This is a genomic window from Pseudomonas sp. P8_241, assembly GCF_034008315.1.
GTDB lineage: Bacteria > Pseudomonadota > Gammaproteobacteria > Pseudomonadales > Pseudomonadaceae > Aquipseudomonas.
Genome location: NZ_CP125377.1, coordinates 5,080,817 through 5,094,492 on the forward strand (window position 1 = coordinate 5,080,817; position 13,676 = coordinate 5,094,492).

Below are 13,676 nucleotides of genomic sequence, written 5' to 3' on the forward strand. Positions count from 1 at the left end.
CGCATTTCCCGGTAGGAGCTGCCGCAGGCTGCGATCTTTTTACAATCTAAAGCAGCGGCGCCACCACAGGCTCTTTACGCGGCCAGGCATCCAGTACGGCTTTGAACAGTGTCGCCAGGGGAATCGCAAAGAACACCCCCCAGAAGCCCCACAACCCGCCAAACAACAAGACCGCACAGATGATCGCGACCGGATGCATGTTGACGGCTTCCGAAAACAATAACGGAACCAGTACGTTGCCATCCAGCGTCTGAATGATTCCGTACACTGCCATCAAGTATATGAATTGATCGCTCCACCCCCACTGGAACAGCGCAATCAAAAACACCGGGACCGTCACTACAACAGCGCCGACATACGGCACCACTACCGAAACCCCCACCAGCAACGCCAGCAGCGCCGCATAGTTGAGCTCCAGCACGACGAAAGCGAGGTAGGTCACACCGCCGCAAATGAAAATCTCGATGACCTTGCCGCGAATGTAATTGGCGATCTGCCGGTTCATGTCATGTGCGACCCGAGTGATCAATGCCCGTTCACGCGGCAGATATCCGCGTACCCATTCACCGATCATTGCGCGGTCCTTGAGGAAAAAGAACACCAGAATCGGCACCAGCACCAGATAGATCATGATATTCACCAGCAGAGGCAGGCTCGACAGCGAAAAGGTCAGCGCCCACTGACCGAACTTGCCGATTTCCCCCCGCGCCACTTCGATGGCCCGCAGCACCTGCTCGTCGGACACCAGATGTGGGTAACGTTCGGGCAAGAGCAACAAAAGCGACTGCCACTTGGCGAGCATGCCCGGAAGCTCATTGAACAGTGTGATCAACTGATGCCACAGCAACGGTACGACCACCACGATGAATACCAGCAACAACCCCATGAACAAAGCAAAAACCAGCCCCACCGCCACGCCTCCGGGAACACGCAGGCGCTCAAGTGACACCACCAGTCCCTGCATCAGATACGCCAGCACCATCCCGGCCAGGACCGGCGCGAGCATACCGCCCAACGTGAGCACAGCGGTGAACGCCAGAAAGAGCAGGACGGCCAACACCACCGCTTCTTCATCGGAGAAATAGCGCTGGATCCAGTCGCGAAACACTTTGAACATCAATATTCCTTAAGAACAAAACGCCGCAGATTTCAGGCTTTTTTCAACCAATAGCGGTAAACACCCGCCTCATCTTCTTCACGAAGCAGCGTATGACCGGCCAATCGGGCAAAGGTGCGAAAGTCGCGTTGCGAACCCGCATCGGTGGCAATCACCTTGAGCACCGCGCCGCTGGCCATCCGATTGAGTTCCATCTTGGCCTTGAGCAAAGGCAAAGGGCAATTCAGGCCGCTGGCGTCCAGCTCAACGTCATGCTCTACAGCGTCGATCATTGCATCACTCCGGTGTCAGGTGCTTGGGTCGCCTAGAATATCTGGTCGCAACGCTGGTGTCCGGCTACAGTAAGGTCTTTGTCTTTTAAGGCTTTGTGCATGACTTTTTTGCGCCCTACCCTGCTGACGCTCGCTTGCCTGCTCGCCTCACCGGGCTTCGCCGACGACTTGCCGTCACTCGGCGACGCCAGTTCTGCCATTGTCTCGCCGCAACAGGAATACCAGTTGGGCCGCGCCTGGCTGGCGATGCTGCGCAGCCAGGTATCGCAGCTCAACGATCCGCAACTCAAGGACTATGTCGAATCCAGCGTCTATCGACTGGTGGAAACCAGCCAGGTCAGTGACCGGCGACTGGAGTTCATTCTGATCAACAGCCCTCAGCTCAACGCCTTTGCGGCGCCGGGTGGGATTGTCGGGGTCAACGGCGGTTTGTTCCTTAACGCCCAGACCGAAGGCGAGTATGCCTCAGTACTGGCGCACGAATTGGCTCACTTGTCGCAACGCCACTTTGCCCGCGGCGTCGAAGCCCAGCAGCGTATGCAAGTGCCGATGATGGCTGCCCTGCTGGCCGGCATCGTGATTGCCGCAGCAGGCGCCGGCGATGCCGGGATCGCGGCCATTGCGGGTACGCAGGCGGCGGCAATTCAGGAACAACGACGGTTCTCGCGCCAAAACGAGCAGGAGGCCGATCGCATCGGCATTCTCAACCTGGAGAAGGCCGGCTACGACCCGCGATCGATGCCCAGCATGTTCGAGCGTCTGGGGCGTCAGTACCGCTTTGACGCCAAGCCGCCGGAATTTCTGCTGACTCACCCGGTCACCGAATCGCGGATCGCCGACACCCGCAACCGCGCCGAGCAGGCCCCTCAAGGCGGCATCGAGGACACTCTGCGCTATCAATTGATTCGTGCGCGAGTCCAACTGATCTACGAAGAAACCCCAGGCCTTGGCGCCAAACGCTTTCGCGCTCAACTTGAGGAAAACCCCAAGAGCGACGTAGCCCGTTATGGCTTGGCCATCGCTCAAATCAAGGGCGGCCAACTGAATGAGGCCCGGGAGAATCTCAAGTTGCTGCTGGCCAGGGCGCCGAACGAGATCATCTACAACCTCGCTCAGGTCGATCTGGACATCACCAACAATCGCCTACCAGATGCCCAGTCCCGGGTTGACCGGATGCTGACCCAGTATCCCGGCAACTATCCACTGAATCAGGTGCGCGTTGATTTGTTGCTCAAGCAGAACCGTACCGCCGATGCGGAAAAGGCCCTTGAAGGCCTGCTCAAGTCGCGTCCGGACGACCCGGACGTGTGGTACCAGGTTGCAGAGACTCGCGGCCTGTCTGGCAATATCATCGGGCTGCATCAGGCTCGTGCGGAATACTTCGCACTGGTTGGCGATTATCGCCAGGCAATCCAACAACTGGACTTCGCCAAACGCAAAGCGGGCACCAACTTCCCGCTGTCGTCAAGGATCGATGCACGCCAACGCGAGCTGATGGAGCAGGAACGCATGATCAAGGACATGATGGGCTGATTCTTTCTGGCATAAAAAACCGCCTCTTTCGAGGCGGTTTTTTATTCAGCCAACAACCGGATTACTCAGCCAGCTTGAAGGTGATGAAGCTGGCACGACCTTGACGCAACACCCGCATCGACACCGAACGATTCTTCGGCAACGCCTTGGCAATGTCCGCAAACTCCTTGGCGGAGCCGATGGCCTGATTGTTCAGGTGGGTAATCACATCGCCAGGCTGCAAGCCGATCAGGGCAGCAGGACCGTCCTGGACTTCCTTGATCACCACACCACCCTTGAGGTCGTAGGTCTTCTTCTGCTCGGCGGTCAGTTCAGCCACCGACACGCCCAATCGGTTGCTGCTGCGCTCAATGCTGGAACCAGGCAAGGCATCCAGCTCTTTGTCCTCATCCGGGATGGCGCCAACTGTCAACGCGACATTCTTGCGCTTACCGTCTCGAATCACTTCCAGATCGGCTTTCGCGCCCTCCTTCAATGCACCTACCAAATGCGGCAGATCCGCCGACATGACGATCGGCTGGCCATTCATGCTCAGGATCACGTCACCGACCTGCAAGCCGCCTTTGGCAGCCGGGCCATCATCCTGAATTTGAGCAACGAGCGCACCGGCTGGTTTCTCCAGACCGAACGATTCGGCCAGATCCTTGCTCACTTCCTGAATCACCACACCCAACCAGCCACGGCTGACCTTGCCGCCGGATTTCAACTGATTGGAAACATCCATGGCCACATCGATAGGGATCGCGAACGACACCCCCATGAAACCACCGGAGCGGGTATAGATCTGCGAGTTGATGCCCACCACTTCACCGTTCAGGTTGAACAGCGGACCACCGGAGTTGCCCGGGTTGATCGGCACGTCAGTCTGAATGAACGGCACGTAGTTTTCGTTCGGCAGGCTGCGCCCCACGGCACTGACGATACCTTGGGTGACCGTATGGTCAAAACCGAATGGCGAGCCAATCGCCACAACCCATTGACCCGCTTTCAGATCCTGGGATTTGCCGAGCTTCAGAACGGGGAGATCCTTGCCTTCGATTTTCAGCAGCGCCACGTCGGAACGCGGATCCGTGCCAATCAGCTTGGCCTTCATTTCACTGCGATCAGCGAGGCGCACGAGAATTTCGTCGGCGTCGGCGATCACATGGTTATTGGTCAGGATGTAGCCGTCAGGTGAAATGATGAACCCCGAACCCAGGGACTGAGCCTCACGCTGACGATCACCGCGTGGCGAGCGTGGTTGCTGCGGCATGCCGCGCTCGAAGAACTCGCGAAGCATCGGCGGCAAGCCTTCGAGATCAGGCATCTGCTGGTTCACCTTGCGATCCGGCAGTTTCTGCGTGGTACTGATGTTCACAACCGCAGGCGAGGCTTGTTCGACCAGCTGCGTAAAGTCAGGCAATTCGACCGCTTGAGCGGTGACTGCCTGCCCCAGCAACAACACAGTGGCAAAGATGGAAAGGTAAGACTTCAAACGTGGTATCGACATACGGCTCCCGTTACGACGAGCAGGGTTAAGCGATATGGAGCAAGGAACACCGGGAACAATACGCCGGTATTTTTGTTCCGGGAACAACAAACAAGGCCAGAGCCGAGGGGCTGTGACCTATAAGAAATTTTAGGGATTTATGCAAATTGAAATGCTCACCAAACATTTCGATTTCAGCTCACTGCTTGGTTGCAGCGGCATCGGTGCGCATTGAAAGCGCAATCCGTTCAGCGGTGCCGACCGGTATCTCGCCAACCACGGTCACCATCATATCGCCCTGCGGGGTAGTCAAGCGTCGAGACACGGCAACGGTGGGGCCTAACTGAGTGCGAATATCGGTGACGGGTGCACCATTGAGCGATTCGAGGAACACCGAGAAGCGTGCCAGACCATCGTCGTACATCAGACTGTTGACCTGAGTTTTTGTGTCTGGATCTTTGCGCGCGGAGCTGCTGGTCAACTCGAAACCTGGGGGCAGCCAGTCGGAATGCCAAACCGGTGCAGCCTTGACCGCGGAAGCCTTGTCATTTTCAAGATTGACGGGCTTGCAATCGGCGCCGGGTTGCAACGCGCTGTCGGATGGAATCTGCGCGGTATCCAGTTGCGTGAACTGGAAACGCTCCAACAATTGACCCTTGTCGTTAAGCAACAACGATTTGAGTGGAAGGCCGGTTTCTTTGTCCAGATGCAGTTCAAAACCGTATCGATGCTGGTCGCGTGGCGTCAGCGAAACGATCACTGCGGATCGCCCGGCAACACGCGACTTGCCGATCACCGCAAGGTCATACCAATTCTTGAGCTTTTGGGGATCGAGTGCACGAGCGCCAGAACTGGGTGAATCTCCAAGCCCCGATATCAGCGTGCCACTAACGCATTGAGTATGCCCATCAATGCGTACGACTTCCTGAGCAGACCCGTCGAGCTGTAGCAACCGCTCACGGACCTTGCCATCCTGGACGCGATGCCAGATGTTGTGGGTAGAAAAACTACCGTTACGCTCGTAGACGAAAGTACCCTTAAAGCTTTGCTGTTGCTCGGCCTGGCCAAGACGGTTCAACCAGTCCTGGGCCTCATCGGCGTGGGCTGGAACAATGAACCAGCCACCGAGCAGAAGCGTAAGTAGAGGTATGGCGCGCATGATCCTCCTTAACGGTTTTCCAGGCTTGCAGCACGAGCGTAAGGCAGCGCGCTCTCCGTACCTTTCAATGCAGCCTGTTGTGCGTGTTGACGCAAGTACCCTGGCAGACGCTGATCGTGCCAGCCTGGCTGACCTTGCAGAACGCCATTGGCCATAGGACCGGTGGCTTCCGAACTTTCATTGTAGCCGGCCAGAACAGCTGGGCCTTTTACTTGAGGAACGGTCAAGCCTGGCTGGTTCGATTGCTGCGCAAGTTCGACACCGGCGATCTCGTCCTGATTATACAGGCGAACTCCCGCCAGCACTGCAAGCGTCACCGAAGCAGCGACCGCCAGACGACCCAGGCTGCGCCATGGTCCACGGGTGGCTTTTGCCGGCACCGCTTCGTCCGCCAGTGCAGCTGAAACGGCCGCAGCGATGTCCAGGCGTGGAAGCAAGAGATCCTTGTGCATCACTGCCCGAGCGATCTGGTAACGAGCCCAGGTTTCACGGGTTTCAACATCGTCAAAGGCATTCAATACCCGACGCAATTCCAATTCGTCCGCTTCGTTATCCATCACTGCGGACAGCGATTCCTGCAGGGCTTCACGACTCATGGCGTTCCTCTCTTGGCTGTCGCCGCTGTCTTTAGTTTTCCTGCAACAACGGCTGCAGGGCTTTATCGATGGCCTCCCGGGCGCGGAAGATCCGGGAGCGCACGGTGCCCACCGGACATTGCATGACGCTCGCAATGTCCTCGTAACTCAGACCATCAAACTCACGTAAAGTTAAGGCCGTACGCAAATCTTCCGGCAGTTGCTGAATGGTTCGATGGACGGTGCCTTCGATCTCATCCCGCAGCAACGCCCGCTCTGGCGACTCGAGATCCTTGAGGCCATGATCGCCATCGTAGAACTCTGCATCTTCAGAACTGACATCGCTATCCGGCGGCCGACGGCCGCGTGAAACCAGATAGTTTTTCGCCGTGTTGATGGCGATGCGGTAAAGCCACGTATAAAACGCACTGTCTCCGCGAAAATTTCCAAGTGCACGGTACGCCTTGATAAAGGCTTCCTGTGCCACATCCTGGGCTTCATGGGTGTCGTGCACAAAACGCACGATCAACCCGAGAATTTTGTGCTGGTATTTCAGCACTAGCAGATCGAAAGCGCGCTTGTCGCCGCGCTGAACGCGTTCGACCAGTTGCTGATCCTCTTCCTGGGTTAGCATGAACACTCCTCGATAAGCTCGGAGGAGGCTTGCAGAACTAAACCACCAGACTTGCAAACATAGACTCGGGCTTTTCGCAAAAGTTCTCCCCCTCCAGGCAAGTTTCCTGCGGGCTCTGATTTGGCACGCACGAAAAGCGCAGCGCGAGTTGACCCGGCTGCGCGAATAATCTTGTTATCGGATTCACCGGCAAGGATCAAACCCCGATCCCGCACCGAAACCGACACTGTCCCTTGATTCAGGCAACGGTCTATTGATCTTGGCCCTTTGGCAAAAGTTCCAAATATTTATGCGGCATCACCCCGACATTGTGCAACCCTGCAGGGAAAAATACTGTTAAATCGACGATACAGTCCTCGTGTCGCCCAAATGGCAGAAAAACCATCCGACGAAGCGTCCGATATTTTCCGTCACAGTAGTTTCACAATGCCATGCCCGCTCGGGTATTGTGCCGCTCCCCCCCTCTATATACTAGTGGGCTGTGCGGCTGCCTCGACTCGCCAGTCCAGGTGCGCCAACCCCGACCCGGGTCGCTTTGAGCGGAATCCTGAAATGAGCCAACAGTTTCAACACGATGTTCTGGTAATTGGCAGCGGCGCTGCCGGCTTGAGCCTTGCGCTAACCTTGCCCGGTCATTTGCGCATCGCGGTATTGAGCAAAGGCAACCTCGCCAATGGCTCGACCTTCTGGGCACAGGGTGGTGTTGCTGCCGTTCTGGATGATACCGATACCGTGGAGTCCCACGTCGACGATACGCTCAACGCTGGCGGCGGTCTGTGCCACGAAGATGCCGTACGCTTCACTGTCGAGCACAGCAGGGAAGCCATCCAGTGGCTGATCGACCAAGGTGTGCCTTTCACCCGCGATGAGCACTTCAGTACAGACGATGGCGCATTCGAGTTTCATCTGACTCGCGAAGGCGGACACAGTCATCGACGTATCATTCACGCTGCGGATGCCACGGGGGCGGCGATTTTCAGGACCTTGCTCGATCAAGCCGGAAAACGACCGAACATTGAACTGCTGGAGCAGCGGGTCGCGGTCGATCTGATCACCGAAAAGCGTCTGGGCCTGGAAGGCGATCGCTGCCTCGGGGCCTATGTGCTCAATCGCGGCACCGGACAAGTCGACACCTATGGCGCACGCTTTGTCATTCTCGCCTCCGGCGGCGCAGCCAAGGTCTACCTCTATACCAGTAACCCCGACGGTGCCTGCGGTGACGGCATTGCCATGGCCTGGCGCTCGGGTTGCCGGGTGGCGAACCTGGAGTTTAACCAGTTCCACCCGACCTGCCTTTATCACCCGCAGGCCAAGAGCTTCCTGATCACCGAAGCCTTGCGCGGGGAAGGTGCGCACTTGAAGCTGCCTAACGGTGAACGCTTCATGCAGCGCTTCGATCCCAGGGCCGAACTGGCGCCACGGGATATCGTTGCCCGCGCCATCGACCATGAGATGAAGCGCCTGGGAGTCGATTGTGTCTATCTGGACATCAGCCATAAACCCGAAGCGTTCATCAAGACACACTTCCCGACAGTGTATGAACGCTGCCTGGAGTTTTCGATCGATATCACCAAACAACCCATCCCGGTCGTGCCTGCAGCGCACTACACCTGCGGAGGCGTGATGGTTGATCAACAGGGCCGCACCGACGTGCCGGGCCTGTATGCCATTGGCGAAACCAGCTTCACTGGCCTGCACGGGGCCAATCGCATGGCCAGCAACTCGTTGCTGGAATGCTTTGTCTACGCACGTTCGGCGGCAATGGACATTATTGAACAATTGCCCCGTGTAACCATGCCAGCCTCCCTCCCCGCGTGGGACGCGAGCCAGGTCACCGACTCCGACGAAGACGTGATCATTGCGCACAACTGGGATGAACTGCGCCGATTCATGTGGGACTACGTCGGCATCGTGCGCACCAATAAGCGCCTTCAACGGGCTCAGCACCGGGTGCAACTATTGCTCGATGAAATCGACGAGTTCTACAGCAACTATAAGGTCAGCCGGGATTTGATCGAATTGCGCAACCTGGCCCAGGTTGCCGAGTTGATGATTCTGTCAGCCATGGAGCGCAAGGAAAGCCGAGGCCTGCATTACACCCTCGACTATCCGAACCTGTTGCCGGTCGCGCTGGACACTATTCTGGTACCTCCCACCTTCGCCGGCTGAACTTGAGCCGGACTCGCAGGCGCCGGTGCACATCCGTCGCTTGCGAATCCCGGGGCACGCAAATGGACCTGACCCGACGCTCGCCATTTAACCGAAATCGCAACACCACGATCAACGGCAATGCCAGACTGTCCGGACGCAGTTGAACCGGCTGCCATCCCCCAGCCCGACGCCATAATTGCCAGCCATCAGCCTCGCGGCGCAAGCCGCAGAATGCCTGCGGATGTGTCAACAGGATCTGCCGGGGCAACGACCAAATACCGTGAACCACGCACAGCACAACCCCGAGCACACTGGCCCTGAGTGGGATAGAGAGTAGAAACAGCGAACCCAGCGCGAACAGCTGGGCCAACAGGTATGCCGCCAGCAACTGCCGTGAGGCATGCCAGCGGCATTCGTACGTTTTACTTGGGCTGGACACGATCCAGGATCATGCGAACCATGCGCTGAAGCTCTGGATCTTCCGATTCGGCACGCTCCATGAACCAGCCGAACATATCCTGATCTTCACACGTCAGCAGGCGGACGTACAACGCACGATCCACCTCATTGAGCGTTGCGTAAACCTCTTTCGTGAACGGTACCAGCAACACGTCAAGTTCAAGCATGCCGCGGCGGCTATGCCAAAAGAGGCGGTTCAGTTCAACATCTTCGACCATGGAGCGCTCCTCAAATAGGCGGCAAGTATACAGGCCCGGACCTCGCCGCACAGTCGGCTTTGGTCGGGCATCGACAAGCCTTTGTTAACTACCCATTTCGAAGGCGCCCCCTTATGATGTCTACCAGACTTTTTACCCTGCGATGACCCATGGCCGACTCTGCTTTTTTCTGCACCCTGTCTCACGAAGGTGTTCTCGCGGTTCGCGGCGCGGACGCCAGCAAATTCCTGCAAGGCCAACTGACCTGCAATCTCAATTATCTGAGCGACGCCCGGGCCAGCCTTGGCGCGCGCTGTACGCAAAAAGGCCGGATGCAATCGAGTTTTCGCATCCTGCTTGAAGGCGACGGCGTACTGATGGCCATGGCCACCGAGTTACTTGAACCGCAGTTGGCGGACCTGAAAAAATATGCGGTGTTCTCCAAGTCCAGGCTGACCGATGAAAGTGCCGCCTGGGTCCGTTTCGGCATTGCGCACGGCGACGCGACACTGGCCGATTTCGGTCTGGAGCTGCCGACAGAAACCGACAGTGTTGTTCGCAGCAATGGCTTGATCGCCCTCCGCGTTTCGCCAGAGCGGGCCGAGCTGTGGGTGGCCGCCGATCAGGCTGATGCGATCAAGAGCAAATTGTCCGCAGCATTGAGTGAAGGCGATCTGAACCAATGGTTGCTGGGCCAGATCCGCGCCGGGATTGGCCAGGTCATGCCAGCTACCCGCGAGCTGTTCATTCCGCAGATGCTCAACCTGCAGGCCATTGGTGGCGTGAGTTTCAAGAAAGGGTGCTATACCGGCCAGGAAATCGTCGCGCGGATGCAGTATCTGGGCAAACTCAAGCGCCGCTTGTATCGCCTGCAGCTCATCGCCGACGAACTGCCGGATCCAGGCGTTCAACTGTTTTCCCCAACCCACGGCAGCTCTATCGGCGAAGTGGTGCTCGCCGCACACACCGGGCAAAACATTGAACTCCTGGCGGTGTTGCAAGCCGAAGCAGCAGAAAATGGGGATATCCACCTGGGCGCACTTGAAGGCCCCGCTTTAAAACTGCTCGACCTGCCGTACGAACTGGACCGCGATCGCGAAATCCAGCGATAACGGCAGCACTTTGTGCAACACCTAGAGAAACTAAATGAGCGAGCTGGCGGAAAAGGTCCAACAGGATTTGGTTGAGGCCATCGATAACGATGACCTGGTTCTGCCAACGTTGCCGGAGGTGGCCCTGCAGATTCGCAAGGCCGCTGAAAACCCGGAAGTCAGCGTCAGTACCCTGAGCAAAGTGATCAGTCGCGATACCGCGCTGTCGGCGCGCCTGATCAAAGTGGTCAACAGCCCGCTTCTGCGCGCCACTCAGGAAGTGACCGATCTTCACACGGCAATCACGCGCCTGGGCATCAACTACAGCTGTAACCTGGCCATCGGCCTGGTGATGGAGCAGATTTTCCATGCCCGCTCCGATGTAGTGGAACAGAAGATGCGTGATGTCTGGCGCAAAAGCCTGGAGATCGCCGGGGTCAGCTATGCGCTGTGCCGCCGCTATACCCGGCTCAAACCTGATCAGGCCGCTCTGGGTGGACTGGTGCACCAGATCGGTGTGCTGCCGATTCTGACCTACGCCGAAGATCACTATGAATTGCTGTCCGACCCGGTCAGCCTCAATCATGTGATTGACCAGATTCATCCGCTGATCGGGGAAAAATTGCTCAAAGTCTGGGATTTCCCGGACAAGCTCGTACAGGTGCCGCGGCTTTACCTGGACTTCAGGCGTCAGTCAGCGCAAGTCGACTACGCGGACCTGGTGCAGATCGCGAGCCTGTATTGCCAAAAGGACACCGACCACCCGTTCGCCCGTGTCGATGTCTGCGACGTGCCGGTATTCAGGACGCTCGGCATCGACTTTGACGACAGGGTCATGTGCGCCGATCTGGAAGAAACCCGCTCGATGTTCTACTGAGCAATGTGGCGAGAGGGCTTGCCCGTCGCCACAGGTGTGGTGTTGCCGTGTTACTCCCCGGACATGAAACTCACCCGCACCTTCAACCCGGCGTGCTCACCATCGTGCAAGCTGATTTGCGCCAGATGTGCGCGGCAGATTTCACCGACGATCGCCAGGCCCAAACCTGATCCGGCGACTTGCTGGTTGCGCCGATAAAAACGTTCGAACACGCGGCCACGTTCGTCAATGGGAATGCCCGGGCCGTCATCCTCGACCTCCAGCACCGCCGGCGCGGTGACGCGCAAAATCACATTGCCACCCGCTGGTGTATGGGCCAGGGCGTTATCAACCAGATTGCTCAGCAGCTCATTGAGCAGTGTTGGCTCGCCTCGCAACCACACCGGCTCGTCCGCTTCCAGCGCCAGAGCGACACCGCGCTTGTGGGCCAGCGGGGCCATGGCCATGCCCAGCTCTCGCGCCAACTGACTCAGATCCAGCAACTGCGCGCCCCCCTCGGCGATCGCTCGTGCGCCGTATTCGACTCGCGCCAAAGAAAGCAATTGATTGGCCAGATGGGTCAGGCGATCCGTGCCTTGGGCGGCAGTTTCCAGCGTACTGCGCCAGGTATCGGGCTCAGCCGAACGCATGCCCAGTTCCAGTCGCGCCTTTAATGCCGCCAGCGGGGTTCGCAGCTCGTGGGCCGCATCGGCAATGAATTGCGCTTGCCGCTCGAATTGTTCGCGCAGACGCTCGGTAAAGTGATTGAGCGCTCGCACCAGCGGCCACAATTCGCGCTGCACTTCGACCAGCGGCAGCGGCCGCAGATCATCGGGTTGTCGCTCCTCCACCGCCGTGCGCAAGCGCTCCAACGGGCGTAATGCGGCGCTGACCGCAAACCAGACCAGCATCAATGCACCGATCGCCAGCATGCCCAGGCGCAACAAGGTATCGGCCGCCAGACTGCGGGCCATACTGACCCGCGCTTCATCGGTTTCCGCCACGCGGATCTCCGCCATGCCATTCATGTTCGGCTCGCTGACCGCCTTGAGCAGGCTGACCACACGCACGTTCTGCCCCTGATACGTCGCATTGTAAAAACGCGCCAGGGCGGGATAGTTATCGGTACGCAGCGTTCCCGGGGGCGGGGCTGGAAGATTTTCGTAACCGGAGATCAGCTTCTGGTTGATGTCATTGACCAAGTAGAAAATCCGCCCGGCGCTGTCGTAGGCAAAGGTATCGAGGGCCACGTAAGGCACATCGAGACTGAGGCTACCGTCGCGTTCGGACAGGCCGGCAGCGATGGTCCGCGCCGAGGCCAGCAAAGTCCGGTCATACGCAGTGTCGGCAGCTTCGCGACCATTCCAGTAAGCGCTCAGCCCACTGGCGAGCATCAATACCACCAGCAACAGCGCGAGGTTCCACAGCAACCGCCAGCGCAGGCTGCTGGGCTTATGCATCGCGGCTTTCCAGCAAGTAGCCGAGGCCGCGGAAGGTCACGATGGCGACCGGCTGGCCATCGAGCTTCTTGCGCAAGCGGTGCACGTAGATTTCGATCGCATCGGGGCTGGCCTCTTCGTCGAGGCCGAATACCTGGGAAGCCAGTTGTTCCTTGCTCATCACCCGACCGGGACGTGCGATCAGGGCTTCTAATACGGCCTGCTCGCGGGAAGTCAGGGTCAGTAATTCTTCACCGAGGGTAAAACGCCGGGTTTCCAGGTCATAAGCCAGCACACCGCAGCGCTGAATGCGCTCACCGCCCAGCACACTGCGGCGCAGCAAGGCTTTGACCCGCGCTTCGAGTTCGGTCAGTTCGAACGGCTTGGCCAGGTAATCGTCGGCGCCGAGGTTCAGGCCATGGACCCGATCCTTGACGTCGCTGCGGGCGGTCAGCATCAACACCGGCAGGTTCTTGCCCCGCGCCCGCAGGCGCGCCAGCACTTCGAATCCATCCATGCGCGGCAGCCCGACATCAAGGATTGCCATGGCGTATTCCTCGCTGCTCAGCGCCAGATCGGCAGCCACGCCATCGTGCAACACATCCACGGTCAGCCCGGTGCTTTTGAGCGCCTGGGCGACACTTTCGGCGAGCTGCAGATGATCTTCGACGAGCAGAACACGCATGGATATTTACCTCATTCAGGGACGGCCGACGCCATTCTTT

Annotated in this window: 14 protein-coding genes; 4 read left to right on the forward strand and 10 right to left on the reverse strand. The window is 58.3% G+C overall.

Annotation, left to right across the window (positions count from 1 at the left end):
* Nucleotides 1-46: 46 nt before the first annotated feature.
* Both QMK58_RS22650 and QMK58_RS22655 read right to left on the reverse strand, forming a co-directional pair.
* On the reverse strand, nucleotides 47-1,117 hold the full coding sequence (locus tag QMK58_RS22650) for an AI-2E family transporter (protein ID WP_320395474.1): 1,071 nt from the start codon (nucleotides 1,115-1,117) through the stop codon (nucleotides 47-49).
* A gap of 32 nt (nucleotides 1,118-1,149) precedes the next feature.
* The gene (locus QMK58_RS22655; RefSeq protein ID WP_053155757.1) at nucleotides 1,150-1,389 is read right to left on the reverse strand and encodes a sulfurtransferase TusA family protein; all 240 of its coding nucleotides are present in this window, start codon (nucleotides 1,387-1,389) and stop codon (nucleotides 1,150-1,152) included.
* A 99-nt stretch (nucleotides 1,390-1,488) separates the two neighbouring features.
* On the opposite strand from QMK58_RS22655, the gene QMK58_RS22660 reads away from it, so the two are divergent.
* Nucleotides 1,489-2,922, forward strand: a complete 1,434-nt coding sequence (locus QMK58_RS22660; RefSeq protein ID WP_053155755.1) for a M48 family metalloprotease — start codon at nucleotides 1,489-1,491, stop codon at nucleotides 2,920-2,922.
* A gap of 61 nt (nucleotides 2,923-2,983) precedes the next feature.
* Here the strand turns inward: QMK58_RS22660 and QMK58_RS22665 are convergent, their stop codons facing one another.
* From QMK58_RS22665 to rpoE, 4 genes are all read right to left on the reverse strand, one after another.
* Complete coding sequence (locus QMK58_RS22665) at nucleotides 2,984-4,411, reverse strand: DegQ family serine endoprotease (RefSeq protein ID WP_053155753.1); 1,428 nt, start codon at nucleotides 4,409-4,411, stop codon at nucleotides 2,984-2,986.
* Between the two features lie 178 nt (nucleotides 4,412-4,589).
* Complete coding sequence (locus tag QMK58_RS22670; RefSeq protein ID WP_320395475.1) at nucleotides 4,590-5,549, reverse strand: MucB/RseB C-terminal domain-containing protein; 960 nt, start codon at nucleotides 5,547-5,549, stop codon at nucleotides 4,590-4,592.
* Nucleotides 5,550-5,557: 8 nt separating this feature from the next.
* A complete protein-coding gene (locus tag QMK58_RS22675; protein WP_320395476.1) occupies nucleotides 5,558-6,145 on the reverse strand; it encodes a sigma-E factor negative regulatory protein in 588 nt (195 codons plus the stop codon).
* Between the two features lie 31 nt (nucleotides 6,146-6,176).
* Nucleotides 6,177-6,758 (reverse strand): RNA polymerase sigma factor RpoE, encoded by a 582-nt coding sequence (gene rpoE, locus QMK58_RS22680; protein ID WP_003172477.1) that lies wholly within the window; start codon nucleotides 6,756-6,758, stop codon nucleotides 6,177-6,179.
* A gap of 552 nt (nucleotides 6,759-7,310) precedes the next feature.
* Between rpoE and nadB the strand changes: the two genes are divergently transcribed.
* Entirely contained in the window at nucleotides 7,311-8,927 is a 1,617-nt protein-coding gene (gene nadB / locus QMK58_RS22685) for an L-aspartate oxidase (RefSeq protein WP_320395477.1), read from the forward strand.
* Here the strand turns inward: nadB and QMK58_RS22690 are convergent.
* On the reverse strand, nucleotides 8,896-9,348 hold the full coding sequence (locus QMK58_RS22690; protein ID WP_082344425.1) for a protein YgfX: 453 nt from the start codon (nucleotides 9,346-9,348) through the stop codon (nucleotides 8,896-8,898). The genes nadB and QMK58_RS22690 overlap by 32 nt on opposite strands.
* Entirely contained in the window at nucleotides 9,332-9,586 is a 255-nt protein-coding gene (locus QMK58_RS22695) for a succinate dehydrogenase assembly factor 2 (protein WP_053155746.1), read from the reverse strand. The genes QMK58_RS22690 and QMK58_RS22695 overlap by 17 nt, the downstream gene beginning before the upstream one ends.
* A gap of 149 nt (nucleotides 9,587-9,735) precedes the next feature.
* Between QMK58_RS22695 and QMK58_RS22700 the strand changes: the two genes are divergently transcribed.
* Together QMK58_RS22700 and QMK58_RS22705 are read left to right on the forward strand one after the other, a co-directional pair.
* Nucleotides 9,736-10,677 carry a YgfZ/GcvT domain-containing protein gene (locus QMK58_RS22700; protein WP_053155744.1) on the forward strand — a complete coding sequence of 314 codons (942 nt, stop codon included), beginning with the start codon at nucleotides 9,736-9,738 and terminating at the stop codon, nucleotides 10,675-10,677.
* 34 nt (nucleotides 10,678-10,711) lie between these two features.
* On the forward strand, nucleotides 10,712-11,533 hold the full coding sequence (locus QMK58_RS22705) for an HDOD domain-containing protein (protein WP_320395478.1): 822 nt from the start codon (nucleotides 10,712-10,714) through the stop codon (nucleotides 11,531-11,533).
* A 50-nt stretch (nucleotides 11,534-11,583) separates the two neighbouring features.
* On the opposite strand, the gene QMK58_RS22710 is transcribed toward QMK58_RS22705, so the two are convergent.
* Both QMK58_RS22710 and QMK58_RS22715 read right to left on the reverse strand, forming a co-directional pair.
* Nucleotides 11,584-12,972, reverse strand: a complete 1,389-nt coding sequence (locus tag QMK58_RS22710; protein ID WP_320395479.1) for a sensor histidine kinase N-terminal domain-containing protein — start codon at nucleotides 12,970-12,972, stop codon at nucleotides 11,584-11,586.
* Nucleotides 12,965-13,636: a response regulator gene (locus QMK58_RS22715; protein ID WP_053155738.1), complete on the reverse strand. Its 672-nt coding sequence runs from the start codon at nucleotides 13,634-13,636 to the stop codon at nucleotides 12,965-12,967. Before QMK58_RS22715 ends, QMK58_RS22710 begins: the two co-directional genes overlap by 8 nt.
* Nucleotides 13,637-13,676 lie beyond the last annotated feature (40 nt).